This window comes from Nocardia sp. NPDC055321 (assembly GCF_053645575.1).
Map to the genome: position 1 here is coordinate 241,867 of NZ_JBSHMS010000010.1, position 25,814 is coordinate 267,680.

Annotated in this window: 20 protein-coding genes and 1 pseudogene; 9 read left to right on the forward strand and 12 right to left on the reverse strand. The window is 68.1% G+C overall.

Annotated features, from left to right (window positions below; genetic code table 11):
- Positions 1-394: 394 nt before the first annotated feature.
- The 6 genes from ACWIGI_RS18415 (at position 395) to bluB (ending at position 7,559) form a co-directional block, all read left to right on the forward strand.
- Positions 395-1,810: a WS/DGAT/MGAT family O-acyltransferase gene (locus tag ACWIGI_RS18415; protein ID WP_454203598.1), complete on the forward strand. Its 1,416-nt coding sequence runs from the start codon at positions 395-397 to the stop codon at positions 1,808-1,810.
- Between the two features lie 52 nt (positions 1,811-1,862).
- Entirely contained in the window at positions 1,863-2,393 is a 531-nt protein-coding gene (locus tag ACWIGI_RS18420; RefSeq protein WP_454203667.1) for a DUF6912 family protein, read from the forward strand.
- Positions 2,394-2,651: 258 nt separating this feature from the next.
- Positions 2,652-3,812: a ferredoxin reductase gene (locus ACWIGI_RS18425; protein ID WP_454203599.1), complete on the forward strand. Its 1,161-nt coding sequence runs from the start codon at positions 2,652-2,654 to the stop codon at positions 3,810-3,812.
- A 182-nt stretch (positions 3,813-3,994) separates the two neighbouring features.
- Positions 3,995-5,431, forward strand: a complete 1,437-nt coding sequence (locus ACWIGI_RS18430; RefSeq protein WP_454203600.1) for a fatty acid desaturase family protein — start codon at positions 3,995-3,997, stop codon at positions 5,429-5,431.
- A 95-nt stretch (positions 5,432-5,526) separates the two neighbouring features.
- Positions 5,527-6,777 (forward strand): fatty acid desaturase family protein, encoded by a 1,251-nt coding sequence (locus ACWIGI_RS18435; protein ID WP_454203601.1) that lies wholly within the window; start codon positions 5,527-5,529, stop codon positions 6,775-6,777.
- Between the two features lie 116 nt (positions 6,778-6,893).
- The gene (gene bluB / locus ACWIGI_RS18440; protein ID WP_454203602.1) at positions 6,894-7,559 is read left to right on the forward strand and encodes a 5,6-dimethylbenzimidazole synthase; all 666 of its coding nucleotides are present in this window, start codon (positions 6,894-6,896) and stop codon (positions 7,557-7,559) included.
- Between the two features lie 239 nt (positions 7,560-7,798).
- Here bluB and ACWIGI_RS18445 read toward each other — a convergent pair whose 3' ends face one another.
- From ACWIGI_RS18445 to ACWIGI_RS18475, 7 genes and pseudogenes are all read right to left on the reverse strand, one after another.
- Entirely contained in the window at positions 7,799-9,091 is a 1,293-nt protein-coding gene (locus ACWIGI_RS18445) for an acetyl-CoA C-acyltransferase (protein WP_454203603.1), read from the reverse strand.
- A 185-nt stretch (positions 9,092-9,276) separates the two neighbouring features.
- The gene (gene hpf, locus ACWIGI_RS18450) at positions 9,277-9,954 is read right to left on the reverse strand and encodes a ribosome hibernation-promoting factor, HPF/YfiA family (RefSeq protein WP_454203668.1); all 678 of its coding nucleotides are present in this window, start codon (positions 9,952-9,954) and stop codon (positions 9,277-9,279) included.
- Positions 9,955-10,183: 229 nt separating this feature from the next.
- Positions 10,184-10,840 (reverse strand): ComF family protein, encoded by a 657-nt coding sequence (locus ACWIGI_RS18455; RefSeq protein WP_454203604.1) that lies wholly within the window; start codon positions 10,838-10,840, stop codon positions 10,184-10,186.
- A gap of 15 nt (positions 10,841-10,855) precedes the next feature.
- A complete protein-coding gene (gene lpqB / locus ACWIGI_RS18460; RefSeq protein WP_454203669.1) occupies positions 10,856-12,619 on the reverse strand; it encodes an MtrAB system accessory lipoprotein LpqB in 1,764 nt (587 codons plus the stop codon).
- 698 nt (positions 12,620-13,317) lie between these two features.
- Positions 13,318-14,907: pseudogene (gene mtrB / locus ACWIGI_RS18465) on the reverse strand (MtrAB system histidine kinase MtrB); the annotation flags it as partial.
- Complete coding sequence (mtrA, locus tag ACWIGI_RS18470) at positions 14,904-15,581, reverse strand: MtrAB system response regulator MtrA (RefSeq protein WP_029931579.1); 678 nt, start codon at positions 15,579-15,581, stop codon at positions 14,904-14,906. The pseudogene mtrB and the gene mtrA, both read right to left, overlap by 4 nt.
- 77 nt (positions 15,582-15,658) lie before the next feature.
- Positions 15,659-16,306, reverse strand: a complete 648-nt coding sequence (locus tag ACWIGI_RS18475) for a dTMP kinase (protein WP_454203605.1) — start codon at positions 16,304-16,306, stop codon at positions 15,659-15,661.
- Positions 16,307-16,832: 526 nt separating this feature from the next.
- Here ACWIGI_RS18475 and ACWIGI_RS18480 point away from each other — a divergent pair.
- A complete protein-coding gene (locus ACWIGI_RS18480) occupies positions 16,833-17,108 on the forward strand; it encodes a hypothetical protein (RefSeq protein ID WP_454203606.1) in 276 nt (91 codons plus the stop codon).
- Positions 17,109-17,276: 168 nt separating this feature from the next.
- Here ACWIGI_RS18480 and ahcY read toward each other — a convergent pair whose 3' ends face one another.
- The 4 genes from ahcY to ACWIGI_RS18500 form a co-directional block, all read right to left on the reverse strand.
- Positions 17,277-18,752, reverse strand: coding sequence for an adenosylhomocysteinase (gene ahcY / locus ACWIGI_RS18485; RefSeq protein WP_454203608.1), 1,476 nt, complete (start codon positions 18,750-18,752; stop codon positions 17,277-17,279).
- A 166-nt stretch (positions 18,753-18,918) separates the two neighbouring features.
- A complete protein-coding gene (locus ACWIGI_RS18490; protein WP_454203670.1) occupies positions 18,919-20,004 on the reverse strand; it encodes an alkane 1-monooxygenase in 1,086 nt (361 codons plus the stop codon).
- A gap of 260 nt (positions 20,005-20,264) precedes the next feature.
- Positions 20,265-20,957: a response regulator gene (locus ACWIGI_RS18495; protein ID WP_454203609.1), complete on the reverse strand. Its 693-nt coding sequence runs from the start codon at positions 20,955-20,957 to the stop codon at positions 20,265-20,267.
- On the reverse strand, positions 20,954-22,528 hold the full coding sequence (locus tag ACWIGI_RS18500) for a sensor histidine kinase (protein ID WP_454203610.1): 1,575 nt from the start codon (positions 22,526-22,528) through the stop codon (positions 20,954-20,956). Before ACWIGI_RS18500 ends, ACWIGI_RS18495 begins: the two co-directional genes overlap by 4 nt.
- 149 nt (positions 22,529-22,677) lie before the next feature.
- On the opposite strand from ACWIGI_RS18500, the gene ACWIGI_RS18505 reads away from it, so the two are divergent.
- Entirely contained in the window at positions 22,678-24,084 is a 1,407-nt protein-coding gene (locus ACWIGI_RS18505; RefSeq protein ID WP_454203611.1) for a cation:dicarboxylate symporter family transporter, read from the forward strand.
- A gap of 79 nt (positions 24,085-24,163) precedes the next feature.
- On the opposite strand, the gene ACWIGI_RS18510 is transcribed toward ACWIGI_RS18505, so the two are convergent.
- Positions 24,164-24,529, reverse strand: coding sequence for a hypothetical protein (locus tag ACWIGI_RS18510; protein ID WP_454203612.1), 366 nt, complete (start codon positions 24,527-24,529; stop codon positions 24,164-24,166).
- Positions 24,530-24,924: 395 nt separating this feature from the next.
- Here ACWIGI_RS18510 and ACWIGI_RS18515 point away from each other — a divergent pair, with 395 nt between their 5' ends.
- Entirely contained in the window at positions 24,925-25,809 is an 885-nt protein-coding gene (locus ACWIGI_RS18515) for a helix-turn-helix domain-containing protein (protein ID WP_454203613.1), read from the forward strand.
- The last annotated feature ends 5 nt before the right edge of the window (positions 25,810-25,814 follow it).

Genomic DNA, 25,814 nt, shown 5'->3' on the forward strand with positions numbered 1-25,814 from the left:
GCAGCCACGACCCCATGGTAATGCGCAGTGCGTTCGGCGCGCGTTCCGCTTCGCTCCCAGCGGACGGCACGGCTCGGCGTACCTGCGGTGATAGCGCGCGCCCGCCCCGGCCCGGCCCGGCGGGGGCCGGCGATTCGCCAGCGAATCGTCTTGGCGCGGAGTCAATTTCGGGACCCTGTCGTACCATGTAGCCAGGTTCGGGGTGCGCCAGGCTTGCGCCCGCACACCCGGGCCGGGGGCGTCGATGACGACGAAACGGTGGGCAGTGTCGCTCGGACCGTATCCCCGGATGAACGGATCGCGATAGCTTGCCGGTGTACCGGCGCGCGCCGCCGACGCCGTGCCCGGGGGACACCGGCGGGCACAGGCAGGGATGTAGGGAGTAGCGGGCAGCGTGATCACCAGACTGACGCCCCAGGACGCGTCGTTCTACCGGCTCGAATCGAGCAGCAACCCGATGCACATCGGATCCCTGGCAATCCTGCGCAACCCCGCGCCGGGCGCCGATGCCGGGCCCGCGCCGCTGGATTATCAGCGCCTGGTGTCGCTGGTCGAGTCGCGACTGCCGCTGGTTCCGCTGTATCGCCGCAAGGTGCGCGAGATCCCGTTCGCGCTGGGCCGGCCGGTGTGGGTGGACGACGCGCACTTCGACATCAGCTATCACATCCGCCGCTCGGCCCTGCCCGCCCCGGGCACCGACGAGCAACTGCTGGACCTGGTCGCGCGCCTGGCCTCGCATCCGCTGGACCAGTCCCGGCCGCTGTGGGAGATGTACCTGGTCGAGGGCCTGTCCGAGGGTCGTTCGGCGGTGTTCACGAAAACCCATTCGGCGCTGGTCGACGGTGATTCCGCACTGGAGATCGGGCACGTGATCCTGGACACCTCCGCAGATCCGCGCGAGGTCGCCGACGATGCCTGGCGCGCGGATCGCGAGCCCGCCGATCTGGAACTGCTCGTCGGCGCGGTGCTGCACCTGGCCACCCAGCCGCGCGAGGCCCTCGAGGTGATGCGCCACCACGGCGCGGAGGCGTTCGCGGTGGTCGACGCGACCGGCAAGGCCGTGCAGAAGATGGTGTCGATGCTGCGCGCGGCCGCGCTCGGCGCGCCGGACAGCCCGCTGAACACGCGGACCTCACGCAATCGCCGGGTCGAGGTGGTGCGCACCGATCTCGAGGACTACCGCAAGATCCGTAAACGCTTCGATTGCTCGACCAACGACGTGATCCTGGCCGTGGTCACCGGCGCGCTGCGCAACTGGCTGCTCTCGCGCGGGCAGGTGCTGACCGAGGCCGACACGCTGCGCGCGGTGGTCCCGATGTCGGTCTACGCCGATGGCGCCGAGCTGAAACCCGCAGGTGAGATCACGTCGATCATGGTGGATCTGCCGGTGGGCGAGCCGAATCCGATCATCCGGCTCTCGCACATCATGCACGCCACCGAACCGCACACGCGGCACGACCGCGGGGTGCGGGCGCGGACCCTGGTGCATATGGCCGGATTCGCTCCGGCGAGCCTGCATGCCATGAGTGTGCGGTCGGCGAGTACCTTCGCAGAACACACGTTCAATTTGGTGATCACCAATGCGCCGGGTCCGCAGCAGCCGATGTACATCGGGGGCGCGCGGATGCTGGAGATGTACCCGGTATCGCCGCTGCTGCGCTTTCAGGCTCTGAGTATCGGGCTCACGTCCTACGACGGACGCGTCTGCTACGGACTCACCGCCGATCGCGACGCCATGGCGGATATCGCGGTGCTGACCGCTTCGGTGCACGAGTCGATGGAGGAGATGCTCGGTGCCTGCGTCCAGTGAGTCGTCCCGCGTCTCGAAGAAACTTCGCGTGTACGTGCCGGCCACCGTGCCGATGCTGCGAGAGCTGGTCGCCGACCGCGAGATTCGCGCCCTCAACGACACCGCCTTCGCGGTGACCCCGGCCCTGCGCGAGGCGTACGCGTCCGGCGACGACGAGGAGCTGGCCGAGGTCGCGATGTCCGAGGCCGCGCGCGCCTCGCTGCGCCTGCTCGCCGATCAGCAGGCCGGGATCGAGGAGTTCGACGGTCCGGACGCCGACGGCACGGGCGACGACACCGCAGCACCCGTGCGCGGCCCGATCTTCCGGCGCGCGGTCATCGCCGCCGACGTCGACGAGGCCACGCTGCGCCCGGATCTGGACGACGCCGTGGTCCGGCTGGTGGCCGCGATTCCCTACGACCGGATCGCCTCGGTGCACGTCGATCTGGCCGAGGCCGAGCCGGAGATCGCCAAGGCCGTCGATGTGATCGACGCCGCCGACATGGGCGACACCGACGCCGAATTCGTGCTGGGCGATGCCGAGGATCATCAATTGGCTTGGTACGCGGCCCAGGAACTGCCGTTCCTGCTGGATCTGCTGTAGCGGTCGCGGCCCTCGTATCCGGAGTTCTTCACCTCTTCCCCCAGCGCCGACGGCACCGTAACCTACGATGCCGTAACCTTGCTGTGACAGCGTGCGGCGAAGCTCCGAGCCTGGCCCTATAGGGTCCTCGGGAACCGCACGCGCCGCGCCGGGGCGGGCAGCGACGACGCTGACTCGCAGAGCCGACGGCTCCGATTTCGGGCCGCATCTGAACGAACCGCGCTACGAGCGCTCGACCGACGGGAATTTGTCCGGATCATGGCTTCGAAGACTTCGGGTTTCTCCATACGGGGACTCCGGGAATGGCTGGAGGCGCCGGTCGCCGACGGCGCCACCGCGGGACGGACCAAGCTGAACGCGCTGCGCGGCGCGGCGGCCCGGGTCACCACTCCCCTGCTGCCCGACGACTACCTGCATCTGGTGAATCCGCTGTGGTCCGCGCGCGAGCTGCGCGGTCGCATCGTGGAAGTGCGCAAGGAGACCGCCGACTCGGTCACGCTGGTGATCAAGCCGGGCTGGGGTTTCGATTTCAAGTTCGAGCCGGGCCAGTACATCGGCATCGGCGTGCTGGTGGGCGGGCGCTGGCACTGGCGGTCGTATTCGCTGACCTGCCCGCCGGATTGGACAGATCCCGAGCACAAGTCCAAGCGGCTCATCTCCATCGCGGTGAAGGCGATGCCGGAGGGCTTCCTGTCCAGCCACCTGGTCAGCGGGGTCGCGGTGGGCAGCATCGTGCGCCTGGCCGCGCCGCAGGGCGGTTTCGTGCTGCCCGAGCCGCCGCCGGCCAAGACGCTGTTCCTGACCGCCGGGTCGGGCATCACCCCCGTGATGGCCATGCTGCGCACGATGGATCGGCGCGGCGTGGTGCCGGACGTGGTGCACGTGCATTCGGCGCGCACTCCCGAGGACGTCATGTTCGGCGCTGATCTGCGGGGTCTGCACGACCGGCACCCGAGTTTCCATTCGTACCAGCACTTCACCGGTGAGCACGGCAAGTTCTCGCTCGCCGAACTCGACGAGAAGGTGCCGGACTGGCGCGAGCGCGACACCTGGGCGTGCGGCCCGGCCGGCATGCTCGACGAGATCGAGAAGCATTGGGACGCAGCGGGTATCGCGGACCGACTGCATGTCGAGCGGTTCGAGATCGCGCGGTCGGCGACCGGCGAGGGCGGCACCGTCACCTTCGGCCGGACCGGGCGCGCGGTGGAGGTGGACGGCGCGACCACCCTGCTGCAGGCCGGTGAGGGCGCGGGCGTGCAGATGCCGTTCGGCTGCCGGATGGGCATCTGCCAGACCTGCGTGGTCACCGTGACCGACGGTCACGTTCGCGATCTGCGCAATGGCAACGAACATCGCGCGGGCGACAAGGTGCAGACCTGCATCTCCGCCGCCGCGGGCGACTGCACTCTGGACGTCTGACCAGTATGCTGGGCGCGAGCTGTGACACACCGAGGGGCGGCACCGCATCACACGCGGTAACCGCTTGCGGCACTCGAGCCGGGGACCGGATACCCTCGATGGCAGTCGACACGGTTCGCGCCCGGCTCGGGGCGAACCCTCGCCGTACAGCGGCGTAATTCGAAATACGGAAGGACCCGCCGGTGGCCATCACCGACATCAAGGCGTTCTCCCATCTCACGGCGGCCGATATCGAGACCCTGGGTCAGGAACTCGACACCATCCGCCGGAATGTGGAGCTTTCGCTCGGCGAGCGCGATGCCAAATACATCAGGCGCACCATCGCCGCCCAGCGCGTGCTGGAAGCGGCGGGTCGCGCCACCCTCTTCGCATCCAAGAATCGCTGGGCCTGGCTCGGCGGCACCGCCCTGCTCTCGGTAGCCAAGATCATCGAGAACATGGAGCTCGGGCACAACATCAGCCACGGGCAATGGGATTGGATGAACGACCCGGAAATCCACTCCACCTCGTGGGAGTGGGACATGACGGGCACCTCCGCGCAGTGGAAACGCGCGCACAACTACTCGCACCACACCTATACCAACATCGTCGGCATGGACGACGACGTGGGCTTCGGCATTCTGCGCATGACCCGCGACGAAGAGTGGAAGCCCATCAATCTCTTTCAGCCGGCGGGCAATCTGGTGCTCGCCGCACTGTTCGAATGGGGCATCGCGCTGCACGATCTGGCCGCGACCAAGGAACAGATGGGCCTGGCCGGCAAGAAGTTCACCGAGCCGGACATGGACTTCATGCGCAAGGCGGCCAAACAGGTCGTCAAGGATTTCGTCATCTACCCGGCGCTCACCGGACCGGCGTGGAAGTCGACGCTCAAGGCGAACGCCACCGCGAACCTCGTCCGCAATCTGTGGGCGTACGCGGTGATCTTCTGCGGCCATTTCCCGGACGGCGCGGAGAAGTTCACCGAAGAGCAGTTCGAGGGCGAGACGCAGGGCGAGTGGTACCTGCGCCAGATGCTGGGCAGCGCCAATTTCGAGGCGGGCCCGGCCATGGCGTTCATGAGCGGCAATCTCAGCTTCCAGATCGAACACCACCTGTTCCCCGACATTCCGAGCAATCGGTATGCCGAGGTGTCGGTGAAGGTCAAGGACCTGTGCGACAAATACGACCTGCCGTACACCACCGGATCGCTGGGTAAGCAATACCTGTTGGCGTTCCGCACGATTCACAAGCTGGCGCTGCCGGACAAGTGGCTCAAGCGGACCTCCGACGACGCGCCGGAAACCTCGTCCGAACGCAAGTTCATCGGGGTGACGCTGCCGCACATGCCGTCGATGCCCGCCATGCCCTCGATGCCGTCCATTCCGAACGAGGCCAGCGAATGGCTGGCCGAGCATCATTTCACCGGTATCGACCCGGTGACGGGTCAGCGGCGCGGATTGCGTTCGGCCATGCAGGAAGCCAAGGTGGCGCTGAAGGAAAAGGCGCAGCACGAGAAGCAGGTACTGCGCGAGGCGAAGGCGTCGCTGCAGGAAAAGGCCCGGGCCGAGAAGGCGCTGCTGCGCGAGAAGGCCGATCGTAAACACATCCTCCCGAAGTTCCTGCGCCGCAACGCATAGCAGAGCGAAGTGTCGAATACAATGCGGTATTCGACACGTTCGGGATTCAAGAGCTCGTAACCTACGGGCCCGTAACCTACGGTATCGTAGGCCGCATGGCGATCTCGGATGTCAAGGAATACGCACACCTCACCCCGGAAGATGTCGAAGCTATCGGCGCAGAGCTCGACGCCATCCGCCGCGAAATCGAATCCTCCCGGGGTGAGCGCGATGCCCGCTACATCCGCAATGTGATCCGTTTGCAGCGCGCGCTCGAAATCAGCGGGCGCGGTGTGCTTTTCTTCAGTCTCTTCCCGCCCGCCTGGTTCACCGGCGCGGCACTGCTCGGCGCGGCCAAGATCATCGAGAATATGGAGATCGGCCACAATGTCATGCACGGGCAATGGGATTGGATGAACGACCCGGAAATCCACTCCACCTCGTGGGAATGGGACAACGCCGGCCCGTCCGAGCACTGGAAGATCACCCATAACTTCCTGCACCACAAGTACACCAATGTGCTGGGCATGGACGACGACATCGGCTACGGCCTGCTGCGCGTCACCCGCGACCAGCGCTGGTCCCCGTTCTACCTCGGGCAGCCGCTGTACAACCTGCTGCTGCAGAGCTTCTTCGAATACGGCGTCGCCATCCAGCATCTGGAGCTCGGCAAGGTCGCGAAGAAGAAGTGGGCCAAGGACTCCCCCGAGTGGAAGCAGTTCGAGGCCGACCGCGCGCTGGTGCTCAAGAAGATCGGCAAGCAGGCCGGTAAGGACTACCTGCTGTTCCCGCTGCTCACCGGTCCCGCGTTCTTCGGCACGCTCACCGCGAACCTGGCCGCCAACGTGATTCGCAACGTGTGGACCAACGCCGTCATCTTCTGCGGCCACTTCCCCGACGGCGCCGAGAAGTTCACCAAGCACGACGTGCTCACCGAGACCCAGGGCGAGTGGTACCTGCGCCAGATGCTGGGCAGCGCCAACATCGACGGCGGCAAGCTGATGCACTTCATGTCCGGCAACCTGAGCCACCAGATCGAGCACCACCTGTTCCCGGACCTGCCGTCGAATCGCCTGGCCTCCATCGCGGTTCGCGTGCGGGCGATGTGCGACAAGTACGACCTGCCCTACACCAGCGGTTCGCTGCCGGTGCAGTACTTCAAGTCGTGGCGCACCATCATGAAGCTGTCGCTGCCGAACAAGTACCTGTCCCGCAGCACCGACGACGCGCCGGAGACCAAGTCGGAGAAGGCTTTCGGCGGCGTGGCCACCATCGACCCGGCCACCGGCCGCCGCTCGGGCCTGCGCACCGCGCTGGCCGCGGGCAAGCGCCGCATCTCCCGCAAGGAGCCCGCGCTCGTCGGCTGAATGCCGAACCGCGTACGACCACCGTGCCCCGCCGAGTACTCGGCGGGGCACTGCCGTTCCGGCCACAAAGGCAGGCCGAAGCAACCGCCGGCATCGCGCCTGGTTCACTGGGGGCCGTGTGTTCCGAAGGCCCGATTGCCCCCGTCGAATGTCCCAGCGTCTACGACGCCATTCGCCTGCGCCGCGATGTGCGCGCGGAGTTCACCGGCGACGTCGTGGACGACGGCACCCTGCTGCGCATCCTCGACGCCGCCCATCGCGCACCCAGCGTCGGCAATTCCATGCCCTGGGATTTCATCGTCATCCGCGATCCGGCGATGCTGAACAAGTTCGCCGACCACGTCGCGGACAAGCGCCGCGAGTTCCACGCGGGCCTGCCCGCCGACCGCGCGGACACCTTCGACCCCATCAAGATCGAGGGCATCACCGAGTCCGGCACCGGGATCGTGGTCACCCACAACCAGTCCCGCGGCGGCACCCACGTGCTGGGCCGCGCGAGCGTGCCGGAGACCGGCATCTACTCCACGATCCTGGCGATCCAGAACCTCTGGCTCGCCGCGACCGCCGAGAACATCGGCGTGGGCTGGGTCAGCTTCTACGACACCCCGGTCCTGGCCGACCTGCTGCACCTGCCCGACCACGTGAAACCGGTCGCCTGGCTCTGCGTCGGCCCCGTCGAGCGGTTCCAGGAGGTCCCCGACCTCGAGCGCTTCGGCTGGCGCACCCGCCGCCCCCTGGAGTCCGCGATCCACTGGGAGCGTTTCACCGACCGCGACGCCTGAACGCCCGTCCCGAAGCCCGCGCTCCGCACCGGCCCCGTATGCCGCGCCACGGGAAGTGCGCCGGCCGCGGCCGAAGGTCTCGCGTGGTCACCGCAACGGCAGCAACCGACACCCCGATCACGCAACGTCGTCACGAGTGATGGCGGCGCGTGATCCGTCGGGCGGATCGGTGACGACACCGTTCGGTTGCGCGGGCGGGTCGCCCCGTCACGCGTGCGGGATGGTGCGACCGGGCCGAGTCAGACGCGTTCCAGGACCGCCGACGCGCCGATGCCGCCGGCCGCGCAGATGCCGAGCAGGGCCGTCGACTTGCCGGTGCGGTGGAGCTCGTTGGCCATCGTCGTCACCATGCGGGCGCCGGTCGCGCCGAAGGGGTGGCCGAGCGAGACCGAGCCGCCGTGCACGTTGAGCTTCGCGGGGTCGATCTCGCCGACGGCGGTGTCGCGGTCGAGGCGGGTCTTGGCCCACTCGTCACTGGCCAGGGCCGTCACCACGGACAGGGTCTGGGCGGCGAACGCCTCGTGGATGTCGACCAGGTCGACGTCGGCGAGGGACAGGCCGGCCTTGTCCAGGGCGCGCGGCATCGAGATCGCGGGGCCGATCAGGACCTGGTCGCGCGGATCGACGCTGACGTAGCTCCACGAGCGGAAGGCCGCGAGCGGGGTGAGGCCGAGGGCGCGGGCCTTCTCCTCGCTCATGAGCAGCACCGCGGACGCGCCGTCGGTGAGCGGGCTGGCGTTGCCCGCGGTGACGGTGCCGCCCTTGGCGAAAACCGGTGCGAGGGAAGCGAGTTTCTCGATGCTGGTGCCGGGGCGCACCAGGCCGTCGCGATCGACGACCTTGCTCTCGGGGGTGGTCACCGACAGCACCTCGTCGGCGAACCGGCCGGAGTCGATGGCCGCGGCGGCGCGGTGGTGCGAGCGGGCGGCGAACTCGTCCTGCGCGGCGCGCGAGACGCCGTGGATGCGCGCCATCTTCTCGGCGCTCTCACCCATGACCTCGCCGGTGGTGCGCTCCTCGATCTTGGGGCGGCGCGGCATCAGGTCGTAGAAGGGCGCGAGCTGCGCGGCGGCGGCGAGGTAGTCCTTGGCCTTGGGCTTGCCCAGCGCGAGCGGCGCGGCCGCGTGCACCATCTTCTGCGGCAGCTTCACCTCCGCGTTGCTGGTGGAGTCGCTGCCGCCGGCGATCATGATGTCGTATTCGCCGCGCTCGATGGCGGCCGCGGCCGAGGTCACGGCCTGCAGACCGGAGGCGCACGCGCGCGTGACGGTGTAACCCTCGCACCCGGGGTCGAGCTGGAGATCCAGCGCGATCTCGCGCGCGATGTTGGGCGCACCGCTGGGCAGGATCACCCCGCCCCACACGATGGCCTGCACGGCGGCCCTGTCCAGCCCGCTGCGCTCGAGCAACCCGGCGACGGCGATGTCGGCCAGGTCGATGGAGTCCATCCGGGTGTAGTCACCGAATGCCCGCACGAACGGGGTGCGTACGCCGGAGACGATGACGGCACGACGAGCGCCCTTGGTAGCCATGCTTTTTCCCTTCGAGAATGCCTGGCCCTCAAACTTACCGCGAGGTAAGAAAGAAAGCGATACACCTCGTAACAGAAAAATGCGCAGGCTACGGGGTCTCCCCACGACCTGCGAGAAGCCGCGGGGAGGCGAGGGAATCCGGGGCCCGGACGGGCCCCGGGATAGGAAATGACGAGGGCTACCGGTTACGCGAGACGGATGATGCCGTAATCGAACGCGTGGCGACGGTAGACGACCGACGGTCGGTCGGTCTCCTTGTCCTGGAACAGGAAGAAATCGTGACCGACGAGCTCCATCTGGTAGAGGGCGTCGTCGACCGTCATGGGGATCGCGGGATGGGTCTTGGTGCGCACGACGTGACCGGGACCGGCGTTCTCGCCGTCCAGATCCTCGGGCGCGTGATCGTGCGCGTCGGACGACCCGTTCGACGACACGAAGAGCGAATCGTCGATGAGACCGGCGGTCGCCTGAGACACCGAGATGGGTGTCTTGTCCCCATGATGAACGCGACGACGGTCCTTGAGCCGGCGTAAGCGGCCCTCCAGCCTCTCGACCGCCAGTTCCAGGGCGGCGTAGAAGCTGTCCGCGCAGGCTTCGGCCCGGACGACCGGGCCCTTGCCGCGAGCGGTTATCTCGATTCGCTGGCAATTCTTGCGTTGACGACGGTTGGGCTCGTGCGTGAGTTCCACGTCGAAGAGGTAGATGCTGGGGTCGAAGCGCTCCAAGCGAGAAAGCTTGTCCGCCACATGAACTCGGAAATGATCGGGCACTCCGCCCTCACCGAGTGTTCGTCCCTTGACAACGATCTCCGCCTGCTGGGCGGGGGTGGTTTTGTCTTCGGGTTCGAGAGCGTCTTCCAGCAGCACCGAAGTGACCGCGGACTTCGCTGAAGGTCGTGAAGAAGTCGTCACGCGTACCTCCCGGATCTGGCCGCACAAGCCGCTCGTGCGGCGGGATTGAACGTGTGCCGATCGAAATTCGCTCGGCACATATGGTCCGAGGCGCCACCTCCAAACTCTCCGTTCGGGTGTCTGATCGCCACGCTAGTTCGCCAGCGACCTGTCCGCCAGTGTTCACGCAAATTTCGGAGAATCAAGCGTGGCAGGTTACCAGCGCGGCACGAACCGTCACTCCGGCCGCAGTGAGCGCACGGACCGATTCCGTCACTGTGGCACCGGTGGTCAACACGTCATCAATCAGCACTACCTCGGCATTTGCCGGAAACCGGGCCTCATTCGGGCGGCCGGGAGCCACTATGATTCGCCCGCGCAGATTGTGCTGGCGGTCGCCGCGGCCCAATCCGACCGAATCGCGCACACCGGCGCGAAGTCGAAGCATTCGTGCCGGTCGGCAATCGGATAGCCAACTCGCCGCGACGAACGCGGCACCGGTCACCGGATCACCACCGCGCTCGCGGGCCGCGGCGGCCCGGGTGGGCGCGGGGACCAAAATAAGCGGTCGCGCGCGATCCCGCAAAGTATCCAGCCCCCTGGCCATCGCGAGCCCCAGCGGGGCCGCCAGGTCGGCGCGGTGCCGTTCCTTGGCGGCCAGCACCGCGCGCCGGGCCGCACCGCGGTAGGGAGCCAGCGCCCAGCACGGCACCCCGGGATCGGCGCGCGGGCGCAACCGGATCGGCGGCCCGGACAGCGCCGCGGCGCAGTCGGCACACCAGTCGGTGCCCGGGATCCCGCAGCCGCCGCAGGCGCGCGGCAGGATCAGATCGATCGCGCTCGCGAAGAACGCCCCCATCGATCCAGTGTGCGCCTAGCCCGGCAGCACCGGGACCGCATTGCCGCCCAGACCCGGAACTTCGCGCCAGTAGTACTCGCCGCCTTCGGGATTGCGGGTCAGTTCCAGCACCGCGCGCGAGTCCGCGACGTACTCGTTGTTCGGGGTCGCGCACACCACGCGCACCGGCGGGGTCAGGTTCTGGGTGGTCTGCGGCTGGTACCCGGAGCCGTCCACCAGCACGGCCGCCACGGGGTCCACGTTGCCCTCTCGCGAGACGATGACGCGTTCGTCGGACTGCCAGTCGATCGACACCGCAGCGGTGCTCAGACCGACCGCCAGCGGCAGCGGCGAGGAGAGCCGGAACTTTCCGCCGGGCTGGGGCACCACGACCGCGACGTACACCTTGCCGTTGGCGATGATGGCCGCGCGCGCCCCCGAGGGCGAGATCCGCAATTCGGTGATGGGCCCGCGCGGGGGCTGCGCGCTGGAGTTCGCCGCCGCGGCGGTCAGATCACTGATGTCCACGTCCTGCACCGACACGTTGCCGGTGGACCGCTCGTGCACGGCCCGGATGACCCGCTCGCCGTCGACCACCGTCCACGCCGAGCTGCCGTCCGCGGGCCAGCTCGGACGGGTGAACGTGCCGCCGGTGGCGACCGGGAACCCCTGCCCGTCGTAGGTGCCGAAGATGAGGGTGCGGCCCGGTTCCGGTTCCGGGCGACCGGATTTGGCGACCGCGGCGACGAGCCCTCCGTCCATCGACAGCGCCACGGTCTCCAGGGTGCGGGTCGTGCCGAAGAAGCCGGGGGCGGGCGTGATGCCGTTCTCGGTCACCGCGACCAGGGAGCCGTCGCGCACCGCGTGCAACCCGGCGCGGTTGTGCGCCACCGATTCCGGGCCGAGACCGTCGACGTCGGCGCGGGTCCAGCCGGTGGCGGCGTAGCGCTCGTCGAGCGGCTTGCCGTCGGCGAGCAGCATGTACGGGCCGAGCACCTCGGCCCCGGCCAGGGTCAGCACCACCTGGGTGGCCAGCAGCTCCTTGGCCTTGGGATCCAGCGCGCCCGCCCCGGCGAAGTCGATCTGCACCCCGCCGCCGACGCCGACCCCGTCGGCGTCGCCGCTGGCGCTGGTGATGGGACCGCGCAGGGTCACCGGCCCGGACAGCGGATTGCGCACCGCGGGCGCGAGTGCCTCCTGCGGGCCCTCCGCGAGCAGCCCGAGCAGCTTCTGCGGCAGCTGATCCTTGCGGGTGGAGATCCAGCGCAGGTCCGGGACCATGGCCGCGCCGGCCAGGTTCGGGAAGAACAGCGAGTACCGCTTGTAGGACTTGGCGAACGCGGTCTGTTCCACGATCACGCCGGAGGGCAGATCGTCCACCCGCCACTCACCGTCGACCTTGACCAGTTCGACCTTGTTCTCCAGGGTGCCGTCGCTGGTCCGGTAGGAGCCGTCCGGCGCGAGTTCGCCGATCTTGCGGGCCCGGATGACATAGGTGGCGGTGTCGGCGGTCCGCGATTCCCGCAGCGTGTCGGGCCGGTCGATGATCGTGGTGCCGGCGGCGTCGTCCCAGCGCACATTGGCCGCGGGCGAGAGGAATTGGCGCGCGGCCTGATGCCGGTTGGTGGGGTCGGCGGTGGCCTGCAGGAAGTCGCGCAGCAGCTGATCGGGTTCGCGCCCGGAGATGGGCGGCTGGAGTTCGGCGCTGGTGGGCTGGCGTTCGAGGGTGCCCAGCGCCTGCGGCGCCGAGGAGTCGGGGAGATTCGCGCAGGCGGCCCCGCTCAGCACACAGGTGAGCACCAGCAGCGTCCGGAACAGGCGCGAACACCGGCGCGGCGCGCGCCGCCCGCCGGTGGCCGCGCGCGAGGCGGCCACCGCGCCGGGCCGCCGAGCGGGAAGGGGGCCGAGTAGCGAGGTGGCTGAGAAGGTACCCACATCGTGTGAACTCAGTGGGTCACGTTTCCTCATTGCCGTCCGTCTCCTGAGTCGGCGAGCACCGTGTCATCGGGATTGTCGTCCGGGGAACCGGAATCCGCGCGGGAATCGGCGTGGGCGCCCGCGGTGCCGTTGCTCCCGGAACCGTCACCGGCCCGGGGTGTGCCGTTGGACCCGGGCGCGGCGTCCTCGCCGTTCGCGGCGGTGTCGTCTTCCGGGACAGCGCTTTCCGAGGCTGCCGGAGCCGCGTCCTCGGGAGCCGAATCCTCCGGAACCGCGTCGTCCGGAGCCGAATCCTCCGGGACCACGCTCGCCGGGGCGGGATCGGCCGCGTCGAGGACGATCCCGGACGGCACGAACAGCGGGATCGGCGTGACACGGCCGGAACCGGTCTCGTCGTCCGAACCCGATGCGCCGAACTCGGATTCGGCGTCGGCCGGCTCCCCGGCCGCAGCGGCCCCGAAACCCGTTGCGGCCGGACCGGCTTCGGGCCCGGCGTCGGAATCCGCCGTGCCGATGTCCAGGGCGAGTTGTTCGGCGGTGATGCCGCCGCGCAGCTTCGGCGGCTCCAGGGGCAGCGGGCTCGAACCGAGCTTCTTGGTGCGCACCAGCGGCAGCGTGAGCCGGAAGCTCGCGCCGACGCCGATCTCGCCCCACGCCTCGAGCTTGCCCTCGTGCAGGTTCGCGTCCTCGACGCTGATGGACAGGCCCAGACCCGTTCCGCCCGAACGCCGCATCCGCGAGGGGTCCGAGCGCCAGAAGCGATTGAAGACGAGCTTTTCCTCGCCGGGCCGCAGGCCCACGCCCTGATCGCGCACCACGATGGCGACCGCGTTGGCGTCGGTGTCCCCGCGCATGCGCATCAGGACTGGCTTGCCCTCGCTGTGGTCGATGGCGTTGGCGAGCAGATTGCGCAGCACGCGTTCCACGCGGCGCGGATCCACTTCGGCGACAAGGGGTTCCTCGGGCATGTCGACGACGAGCTCGACGCCGGACTCCTTGGCCAGGTGCCGCACGGTGGACACCGCGGCCCGCGCGCACATGCGCACGTCCAGCGATTCCACCTGGAGTTCGGCCACACCCGCGTCGTGCCTGGAGATTTCGAGCAGATCGTTGAGCAGGCCCTCGAAGCGATCGAGTTCGTTCACCAGCAGTTCGGCCGAGCGCGCGAGCGCGGGATCGAGGTCGTCGCTGGAGCCGTGGATGAGATCGGCGGCCATGCGGACGGTCGTCAACGGCGTGCGCAGCTCGTGGCTGACATCGGAGGTGAAGCGGCGCTGCAGATTTCCGAACTCTTCGAGCTGGGTGATCTGGTTGGACAGACTCTCGGCCATCTCGTTGAACGACATGGCGAGCCTGGCCATGTCGTCCTCGCCGCGCACCAGCATGCGTTCCTTGAGGCGGCCGTCGGCGAAGCGCGAGGCGATGCGCGCCGCGGATCGAATGGGCAGCACCACCTGTCGCGTCACCAGGGCGGTGATGGCGGCCAGCAGGACCAGCAGCACGATGCCGCCGATGAGCATGGTGCCGCGCATGAGATCGAGGCTGCGCTGCTCGTTGGTGAGCGGGAAGATCAGGTAGATCTCCAGCGACGGCACGTCGGTGGCGGGGCTGCCGATGATGAGGGCGCGCCCGCGGAAGCCGTCCGGATCCGAGACCGGCGCGAACTGGTAGCTGATCTGCCGTTCCTGCACGAAATGCCGCAGTTCCGGCGGGATTTCCTGAATCGGCCCGGCCGACAGCTCGGATTGACTGTCCCCGACCATGGCCAGCGCCGAGTTGTAACTGCCCGCCTCACCGCCGGATTGGGCGCCGCCGCCACCGGCCAGGGCGCGGCGGGCATCCTCGAGACGGGCCAGCTGGGTGCTGGAGTCGTGCACGCCGGTGAGCGTGGACTGCACCGTGTTCCGCGCGCGGGCCATCTCCTCGACGGCCGCGTTGATCTTCGCGTCCAAGAGCCTGTCGGTGATCTGGGAGGTGAGCACGACTCCGAGAATCGTGATCACGATCAGCGACAGGGTCAAGGTCGACACGACGACTCGCAACTGCAGCGAGCGCCGCCACACGTGGCCCAGTTGTTCTCCGCGAGTACGGAACCAGGCCACCACTACTGCCAGCCACCGCTGTACGCGGTTTCTGGAGCCAGCGATCACGGCGGTCCGGCCTTGTAGCCCACGCCACGGACGGTGAGCACGATCTCCGGGTTCTCGGGATCCTTCTCGACCTTGGCGCGCAACCGCTGGACGTGCACGTTGACCAGGCGGGTGTCGGCGGCGTGCCGGTAACCCCAGACCTGTTCGAGCAGGACTTCACGGGTGAACACCTGACGCGGCTTGCGCGCCAGTGCCACGAGGAGATCGAATTCCAAGGGAGTCAGCGAGATCTGCTGACCGCCGCGGGTCACCTTGTGCGCCGGCACGTCGATGACGATGTCCGCGATGGACAGAAGTTCTTGTGGCTCCTCCTCGGTACGGCGCAGGCGCGCACGCACGCGAGCGACGAGTTCCTTCGGCTTGAACGGCTTGACGATGTAATCGTCAGCGCCCGACTCCAACCCCAGGACGACGTCGACCGTGTCGGTCTTCGCCGTCAGCATCACGATGGGCACTCCCGAATCGGCACGCAGCACACGGCAGACGTCGATGCCGTTCATGCCGGGCAGCATGAGATCCAGCAACACGAGATCCGGGCGCAGCTCCCGGACCGCGGTAAGCGCCTGTGTGCCGTCACCGACGACGTGAGGGTCGAATCCCTCACCCCGCAAGACGATCGTGAGCATCTCAGCGAGAGCCATATCGTCGTCGACGACCAGAATCTTGGGCTTCATAAGACTATGTTGTCACCTTCCCGGCTCCGATCAGGCCGCCACGCCAACACTCGTGACCTGTCGGCGCACATCCAACCCTATCCAGCAACGTTTTCCGCGATCCGCGCCGCCAGTGTTGCCGGATCGTCACCGGTCCGATGCGTCCACCATGGCCCGCGCCAGTTCATTTCGGCCAGTTCACGGTAGACGGCTCCGGTGCGCCGCTGGAGTCCGCCGTCTTTCTCGTACGCGTCGAGCGCGCGCGTCGCATCGGCCTCCCCGCGCGATCGAGCACGCTCCTCGGCAACACTAACCGGGACATCCAGCAGAATCTGGAGTTTCGGGACGGGGAGTCCGAAGCGCTCGAACTCCAATTCCGCGACCCAGGTAATGATTTCGCCCGTTGCGTCCTGTTCCAGCCGGGCGGCGGAATAGGCCGCGTTCGAGGCCACGTAGCGGTCGAGTAGCACGATGTCGTTGTCCGCCAGCAGCTTCGAGAGTTCGTCGCGGGCGTCGTAGCGATCGAGCGCGAACAGCAGCGCCATGGCGTTCACCGAGGCGGCCACGTCGCCGTGCCCGCCGCGCAGCGCCTCGGCCGCCAGATCGGCGTGGATCGACACCCCGTAGCGGGGGAACGCGAGCGTGGCGACCCGCAGCCCGCGCCCGGTCAGCTCGCCCACGACGGCAGAGGTGAGCGTGCGTTTACCCGCACCGTCGAGCCCTTCCACCGGAACCAGCACACCCATGATCGCGAGCGTACCGAATGAATGCCCGGGCAAACCGGGGCGGGCGTCCCCGCGCGAGCCGTCGAGCACGCGGGGGCCGGCGGACCGGCCCGCGCGGACCGCGGGCCGCGATACCGGATGCGCCCGGCCGACCCGGACGCCCGGGGCTCGACCACACCGGCAGCGGACCCGCCGAGGCCGGGCCCCGCAGAATTGGGGGCAAGTGTTCAAAACGTAGTTGCTTCATAACCGGGCGCACGACCGGCGGGTGTGGGTACAGTGCGACGCACACTCCCCCTGCAAGGAGAGCAACGCACTAAAACCGGCCGGTCGCCTTACGGGCGACCGGCCGCGTGCTACGCGCGGCCGGGGACAGCCTCACCCGACACGCGGCGGACCGCGTCGGTCCGGGGCACGGTCCGGGCACGCGAGTTCGGTGCCCGATAGGCCCGTCGCGCCAAACCTGTCGAATTTTCGACGGGTTTTGAAATGTTGACGCTTCAGTTCTTGTAGGGTCCCACGCACTGTCCCCCGCAAGGAGCGCCCCATGAAATCTCGTCTTGCACACCAGATCCCGCGCGCGGCCGTCGGCGCGTTCGCCATCGCCGCGGTCATCTCCACCGCCGGCGTGGCCACCGCCGCACCCGTCGCGGCCCCGGTCGCGCCCGTGGCCGGGCCCAGCACCGGCTCGCTCGACTCCCTCTCGGGCACCGGTCAGTCGGGTTCGCTGGGCACCGGCTCGAGCGCGAGCCAGCTGATCCAGGCGGCGCTGTGCACCCTGCAGGGCAAGCAGTGGATCCCGCTGCTGGACATCTGCATCTAGGCGGCTTCCCCCTCGAGTCGACGCGACCCCGGCTTATCCGGGGTGCGAAACGGCCGGTCACCCAGTGGGTGACCGGCCGTTCTCGACTCGGCGGCCGGCCCGCGGTTCACACCGCTTGCGCACCGCGCACGGTGCGCGCCGCCGGAATCCGGCGACGCGCGGCCGGGCTCAGTAGCGGTAGTGCTCGGGCTTGTACGGGCCCTCGACGTCCACGCCGATGTACTCGGCCTGGTCCTTGGTGAGCTTGGTCAGGGTGCCACCGAGCGCCTCGACGTGGATCTTGGCGACCTTCTCGTCCAGGTGCTTGGGCAGGCGGTAGACCTCGTTGTCGTACTCCTCCGGCTTGGTCCACAGCTCGAGCTGCGCGATGACCTGGTTGGAGAACGAGTTCGACATGACGAACGAGGGGTGGCCGGTGGCGTTGCCCAGGTTCAGCAGGCGGCCCTCGGACAGCACGATGATCGAGCGGCCCGTCTCCTTGAACGTCCACAGGTCGACCTGCGGCTTGATGTTCAGGCGATCGGCGCCCGAGGACTCCAGGGCGGCCATGTCGATCTCGTTGTCGAAGTGGCCGATGTTGCCCAGGATGGCCTGTTCCTTCATCGCCTTCATGTGATCGAGGGTGATGATGTCCTTGTTGCCGGTCGAGGTGACCACGATGTCGGCGTCGGCGATGGCCTGCTCGACGGTGACGACGTCGAAGCCGTCCATGAGCGCCTGCAGCGCGTTGATCGGGTCGATCTCGGTGACCTGCACGCGCGCGCCCTGGCCCTTGAGGGACTCCGCGCAGCCCTTGCCGACGTCGCCGTAGCCGCAGATCAGCACCTTCTTGCCGCCGATGAGCACATCGGTGCCGCGGTTGATGCCGTCGACCAGGGAGTGGCGGGTGCCGTACTTGTTGTCGAACTTGGACTTGGTGACCGAGTCGTTGACGTTGATCGCCGGGAACGACAGCTCACCCGCGGCGGCGAACTGGTACAGCCGCAGCACGCCGGTGGTGGTCTCCTCGGTGACGCCCTTGACCGAGTCGGCGATCTTGCTCCACTTGGTGCCGTCGGCTTCCAGGCTGGCGCGCAGCAGGTTCAGGAAGACCTTGTACTCGGCGGAGTGGGTCTCGTCCTCGGGCGGGACCACGCCGGACTTCTCGAACTGCGCGCCGCGCAGCACCAGCATGGTGGCGTCGCCGCCGTCGTCCAGGATCATGTTGGCCGGCTCGCCCGGCCAGGTGAGCATCTGCTCGGCGGCCCACCAGTACTCCTCCAGGGTCTCGCCCTTCCAGGCGAAGACCGGGGTGCCCTTGGGCTCGTCCTCGGTGCCGTGCGGGCCGACGACGACGGCCGCGGCCGCGTGGTCCTGGGTGGAGAAGATGTTGCAGGAGGCCCAGCGGACCTCCGCGCCGAGATCCACGAGGGTCTCGATGAGCACGGCGGTCTGCACGGTCATGTGCAGCGAGCCGGAGATGCGGGCGCCGCGCAGCGGCTGCACCTCGGCGTACTCGCGACGCAGTGCCATCAGGCCCGGCATCTCGTGCTCGGCGAGGCGAATCTCCTTGCGGCCGAACTCGGCCTGCGACAGATCCGCCACCTTGAAATCGATCCCGTTGCGGACGTCGGCGGTCATCATGCTGGTCACTGCGGTCGTCATCTGCCTCTCCTGGTCGGCTGCTTCCCCCGCAAGGCTAGTCGGTGCGGGTGCGCTTGCCCCCACCCACGGCAAAGCTCGCACCCCGTAAGGGTGCGAGCTCTGCTTTCGCGACGTCAGCCGAACCCCGATGCCCTCCCCTGGTTCATCGGGACCGCGGGCCGCTGTGTCAGGCGACCGCCATGCCGTGCTCGGACAGAATCCGCGCGCGCTTGCGCGGTTGGATGTTCGCCCGGGCGATGTCGCCCTCGTAGTGCGCGAGTAGTCGTGCGTCCATGACGTGCCGCCACAGCGGCGGCACCAGCGCCAGCAGGATCATGGTCGCGTAGCCCGCCGGGAGTTGCGGCGCCTGCTCCGAACTGCGCAGGGTCTGATACCTGCGGCCCGGATTGGCGTGGTGATCGCTGTGCCGCTGCAGGTGGAACAGGAAGATGTTGGTGACCAGCCTGTCGCTGTTCCAGCTGTCGCTGGGCGAGCAGCGCGCCCAGTTGCCGTTCGGTCGCCGGCGGCGCAGCAAACCGTAGTGCTCGACGTAGTTGACCGTCTCCAGCAGCGCGACCCCGATCACGGCCTGAATCACCAGGTAGGGCAGGATTTTCCAGCCGAAACCCAGCAGCAGCGCGCCGAAGAGCACCACGGACATGGACCACGCCTGCAGGATGTGGTTGCGGTAGTTCCACCAGCCGTGGCCGCGACGCCGCAGCCTGGCCTTTTCGATGCCGATCGCCGAGCGGAACCCGCCGATCACACTGCGCGGCAGGAACCCCCACAGCGTCTCGCCCATGCGCGCGCTGGCCGGATCCTCGGGGGTGGCGACGCGGGCGTGGTGGCCCTTGTTGTGCTCCACGAAGAAATGCCCGTAGGCCGACTGCGCCAGCGCGAGTTTGGAGAGCCAGCGCTCGAGCCGCTCCACGCGGTGCCCGAGTTCGTGCGCGGCGTTGATGCCGATGCCGCTGACGAAGCCGAGGGTGGCCGCCAGGCCCAGCTTGTCCACGACGGACAGTTCGTCCCCGGCCCACATGATCGCCGCGATGATCAGGCCCGCGAGCTGGATGGGCAGGAACAGATAGGTGCACCACCGGTAGAACCGGTCGTTGCTGAGTAGTTCGTAATCCTCATCTCGCGGATTGCTGCCGTCCTCCCCGACGACCCAATCCAGTACCGGTATGACTATGAGAACGATGACCGGGCCGATCCACCAGAACACCTCTGCCTTCGTCCAATACACCAGCTGTGACGGCAGCAGCGCACTCATCGGGGCGATGAGCCCCAGTACCCACAGGTGACGTTTGGGATCCGGCGAACCCGACCGTTTGCCGACCAATTGCACGTTTGCCCCGCTAATTAGATACCTCAGAAGTTCGCAGGTAGATATATACGTACTTTACGTCCGTTACACCACCGGCTGGGTCCCGAAGGTGGCAACCGTTACACGCTGGGCAGTCATTGATCGAGCAACTGACCGTGTAATGCCAGTCACCGCACATCACAGGCAAACCGGTAGTGAATCCGAACTCAGTGCAACCACGTGTAGCGAACTTGTGGCCGCCCGGTGCGACCGTAGTCGGTCCGGCGTTCCACCACGCCGTCTTCGGCGAGACGCTCCAGGTATCGCCACGCGGTAACCCGCGAAACGCCGACGACTCGCCCGCACTCCCCCGCCGACACTCCATCGGGCGACGCGCGGACCGCACGGGATACTTCCTCCATCGTCTGTGGCGCAATGCCTTTCGGCGAGGTCGCGCGCGCGTCGGTGGTGCGCAGCGCACCGAATGCCCGGTCTATTTCCTGCTGCGACACCGCGGCTGCCCCCGCGGGCAGCGCCGCCCGGTACTCGAGATAGCGCTCGAGCTTCTCGCGGAACGCCGAAAAGGTAAAGGGCTTCAGGAGATACAGCACGACGCCGTGCGCCACCGCCGCGCGCACCATGGCCAGATCGCGGGCGGAGGTGACCGCGATGACGTCCGGGCGCGGGCGCAGACCCGCCAGAGCCGCCGCGACGGCGAGACCGCTCATATCCGGTAAACCGATATCCATCAGCACGAGGTCGATGGATTCGTCACGCTTCTGTGACCTCGTGGCGGCGGTGATCGCCTCGCGGCCCGAGTGCGCGATCGCCGCGACCTCGAAGCCGGGGATCCGCTCGACGTAGGACCGGTGCGCCGCGGCGATGGCCCGGTCGTCCTCCACGATCATGACCCGGATCATCGCGAGAACCGCACGATCACACCGGATTCCGGCTCGCGCTGGGCGCGCAGCTCACCGCCGTGCCGGGCCACCAGCCGGCGCACCAGCGCCAATCCCAGTCCGTGGTGGTCGGTTTTGGTGGAGTAGCCGCGTTCGGTGGCGCGGGTGAACACCTCCTCGGACATGCCGGGACCGCTGTCGGCCACGCGGACAAGGAGTTCGGTCGGTTTCCCGGGCTCCTCCGGCTCGTCGCGCCGCACCGTCACCTCGACCCAGGCATCCTCGTCGTGCCCGACCGCGTCGAGGGCATTGTCGACGAGATTGCCCAGCAGCGTGACCATTTCGTGCGCGGTGAGCGGATCGGTGCTGTCCAGCAGGGTATCCCCGGTCACCGTCAGTTCCACGCCGTTCTCCGCGGCCTGCTCCACCTTGCCCAGCAGCAGCGCCACCACCGCCGGTTCGGCCACCGCGCCGGTGAGCCGGTCGATGAGCGCCTGGGAGAGTTCGAGTTCGGCGGTGGCGAAGGCGACGGCCTCGCGGGTGCGGCCGAGTTCGACCATGGTCACCACCGCGTGCAGCCGGTTGGCGGCCTCGTGCGCCTGCGCGCGCAGGGCCTCGGCGAAGCCGCGCACCGAGTCCAATTCACCGAGCACGTCACCCAATTCGGTGTGATCGCGCAGGGTGAGCACGGTGCCCATGCGGTGCCCGTCGTGCTCGACCAGGTCCTGGTTCACCACCAGGACCCGATCCGGGGTCACGTGCATCTCGTCGCGCACGACCTCGGTGCCCAAGCGCTGCAGCGAGATCGGCAGATCACCGCGCAGCACCGGACCTTCGGCGGGCAGGTCGAGCAGCTTGCGCGCCTGATCGTTCACCACGTCGGCGCGTTCGCCGGCCTTGTCGAACACCAGCAGGCCCTCGTGCACCGAGTGCAGCACGGCGTCATGATGCTCGTACATCCCGCGCAGTTCGGCCAGGGCCAGGCCGTGCGTCTGGCGGAAGAGCCTGCGCCGCAGCAGCAGTGCGCCGAGCGTGGCCAGCACGAGTCCGGTGGCGGCCACCGCCAGGATGGTCGGCAGCTGGCCGCGCACCTGATCGCCGATGTGCTCGCGGGTCACGCCCGCGGACACCAGCGCCACCACCGCGCCGTCGGCGTCGCGCACCGGGGTGACCGCGCGGATCGAGGGTCCCAGTGTGCCGGTGTAGATCTCGGTGAACGTCTCCCCCGCCAGTGCGCGGTCGATGGTGCCGCTGAACGGTTTTCCGATGCGGCTCGGGTCGGTGTGCGTGTAGCGGGTGCGGTCGGGGGCCATGACCACGACGAAGTCGACGCCGGTGCGCTCGCGGATGCGTTCGGTCACCGGTTGCAGCGCCGCCACCGGATCGGCCCCGCGGACCGCGGTCAGGGTGGACGGCGCCTGGGCCAGGGTCACCGCGATGTCGGTGACGCGGTCGCGGGTGGCGTCGTCGTGCGCGGTGCGGGTCTGCAGGACCGCGAGCGCGGTGCCGATGCCGATCACCGCCGCCAGCACCACCAGCTGCACCGCGAACACCTGGCCGGCCAAGGTGCGCCGGGACTCCGTTCTTCTCACCTGTGCCTCCGCGCCGCGTGAACAAAACTTACGAAACAGTGATCGGCGTCACCGCCCGGGTAATCATTCTTCACGAGACGGTGTGAACGGGCTCACACCTTCGACTTCGGATCGGTATCGAAGCGACCCAGAACGAGGAATCCACAGCGATGACGACAACCGCCACAGCAGAGCCGAATCCGCCGGGCCGGACGGGAGACGACGAACCCACGGGCGCCGCGCCCAAGCGGGACCGCACCCACTGGCTGTATCTGGCGGTCATCGTCGCGGTGGTGGCCGGTGTGCTGGCGGGCTGGCTGGCCCCGGGCTTCGGCCGGTCGGTGGGCGAGCTGGGCACCCTGTTCGTGAACCTGATCAAGATGATGATCTCGCCGGTCATCTTCTGCACCATCGTGCTGGGCATCGGCTCGGTGCGGGCGGCGGCGCGGATCGGCCGGGTCGGCGGGCTGGCGATCGCCTACTTCCTGCTGATGTCCACCGCGGCGCTGGCCATCGGACTGGTGGTGGGCAATCTGCTGCATCCGGGCAACGGGCTGGATGTGGCGGGGCACGCCGGGGAGACCGCGAAGTACGTGCAGGATGCGCACAGTGCGGGCGGCACCTGGGATTTCGTGAAGGACATCGTGCCGACGACGCTGGTGTCCGGGCTGACCTCGGGCAAGGTGCTGCAGACGCTGTTCATCGCGCTGCTGGTCGGTTTCGCGATTCAGGCCATGGGCGCGGCGGGTGAACCGCTGCTGCGCGGGGTGGCGCTGATCCAGAAGCTGGTGTTCCGGGTGCTCACCATGATTCTGTGGCTGGCGCCGATCGGCGCGTTCGGCGCGATCGCGAACGTGGTGGCGCGCACCGGGTTGGACGCGGTCAAGCAGCTGGCGTTGCTCATGGTGGCGTTCTATCTGACCTGCGTGGTGTTCGTGTTCGGGGTGCTGGGTGCGCTGCTGCGGGCGGCGGCCGGGGTGTCGATCTTCAAACTGGTGCGGTATCTGGCGCGCGAGTATCTGCTGATCGTGGCGACCTCGTCGTCGGAGTCGGCGCTGCCGCGCCTGATCGCGAAGATGGAGCATCTGGGCGTGGAGCGCCCGACCGTGGGTGTCGTTGTGCCGACCGGCTATTCGTTCAATCTCGACGGCACCGCGATCTACCTGACGATGGCCACGCTGTTCGTCGCCGACGCGATGGGTCAGCCGCTGTCCTGGTCCGAGCAGCTGAGCCTGCTGGTGTTCATGATCGTCGCGTCGAAGGGCGCGGCGGGCGTGACCGGCGCGGGCCTGGCCACCCTGGCCGGCGGGATCCAGAGCCATCGCCCCGACCTCCTCGACGGCGTCGGCCTGATAGTCGGGATCGACAGGTTCATGTCCGAGGCCCGCGCGGTCACGAACTTCTCCGGCAACGCGGTCGCGACGGTGCTGATAGGCACCTGGACCAGGACGATCGATCCCCTCCGGGTACAGGCGGTGCTGGACCGCCGGCTCCCGTTCGACGAGACGACGATGGTCGACGACCACCCGGCGACCCCGGAACCGGCGACCCCCGAAAAGAGCCTGATTCCCGCCTGAGCTGCCCAAATATCTCGGTAGGAATCGGAAAGCCGTCGGCGCGCAGCCTGCACTGCGCGCCGACGGTCGTTTTGTCGTCTCATCCGGGATGCGCTGTGAGGCGCTGGATTCCGGGCTTGCGCCGGTACCAGGTGCCGTTCGAGGTCAGGACGTCCGCGAACTCGACGACGACGCCGAGCTGTCCCACCAGGTCGGCGATCGTGGGCACCAGCACGATCTCGGCGCGTACCAGGGCGAAGCGCGCGAGGATCTCGGCGGCCGGCGCGTCGTCCCCGGCGTCGAGCAGCAGCAGATCCGAATCACGCGCGGAATGTGCTCCGGAAGCCCAGCACAGTCCGAATCTCGCTATGAGCGAGCGCAATTGGTCCTCGGCCTCGTCCACGTCGTCGGTCACCCCCTGATGAACGACGCCGAGCGCGCCCGGCCCCGACGGTGCCGCGGGCACCGAACTCCGCTCCGCCCCAACGCCTCCCGGCAGCAGCCGCAACGACGGGCGCGTCATGCCGCCGCACCGCCCGCCCACTCCCCGGGCTCGACGCCGCCCGCCAGCAAGCTTCCGGTCGTGATCACCATCGCAACCTCCCGAGTCCCAGCGAACGGATGAGGTGCGCCCGGCCCGGCCCCGAGGGGGCACACCCCGGGGCCGGAGGGAAGCGGGAGCGACGGTCGCGGTCGCTCCCGGGTCGGTTGCCTCCCGAACCGGGCGCAGCACCAGCACACCACCGAGACCCAATAGTGGGAAAGCCATTGTGGCAAAACCACGAAATTGATCCGAAGTCCCAGGTCCATTGCCAGAATGGAGCCACATCATTGCCATTTCGTCCACGGGAGGGGTGGTTCATGGCAAAGCAGATTCAAGCGCCGGCATCGGTGGCGCGTAAGCAGGTGGGGATGAAGCTGCGCACTGCTCGGGAGGCCGTGGGGTTGGACCTGAAGCAGGTGGTGGCTGAACTCGGGCCGGGTTGGAGCATCAGCAAACTCGGCCGACTCGAACGGGGCGAGACCGGGCGGATCAGTCTTCCGGAGGTCGACGCGATCGCACGGATCCTCGAGATGGACGAGGACACGCACTCGAACCTCGTTGCGCTGGTGAAGCAAGCGGCGTCGAAGTCCTGGTGGTACCGATACCGCGATGTCGTCCAGGGCGGGTTCCGCATCTACGCGGACATGGAGGCGTGCGCGGAACAGCTCACGATGTACCACGCCAACATCGTCCCCGGCCTCATGCAGACCGCAGAATACGCACGGGCGCTTGACCGTATCTACTTCGCAAACGAGGCCGAAGATGCCCTCGACCGGAGACTACGACTGAAGCTGGAGCGCCAGACCTTCATCACCCGCAAGACGAAACCGATTGCGCTGAAGGCGGTTCTCCACGAGTCCGCGATTCACACCGAGGTCGGCGGGCCACGCGTCATGCGCCATCAGATCGATCACCTCGTGGAGATGAGCAAGCGACCCAACATCAGCCTGCGCGTGGTTCCCTTCGCAGCGGGGCACCCGCTCGGAACGGCGATCGGTTCGTTCACGATCATCGCGATGAAGGACTCGGGGCTCGGCACGCCGACACCTGTTGTCTACTTCGAAACTCTTGTCGGCGGTGCGGCTCTCGAAGACGATGAGAGCATCTCGACGCACACCGCCGCGATGGGCGCACTTCAGCGAGCGGCGCTCGACGAAGTCAGTACCCGTACTCTGCTACGCACGTTCAGCAAGAAGGGATAGCGGAA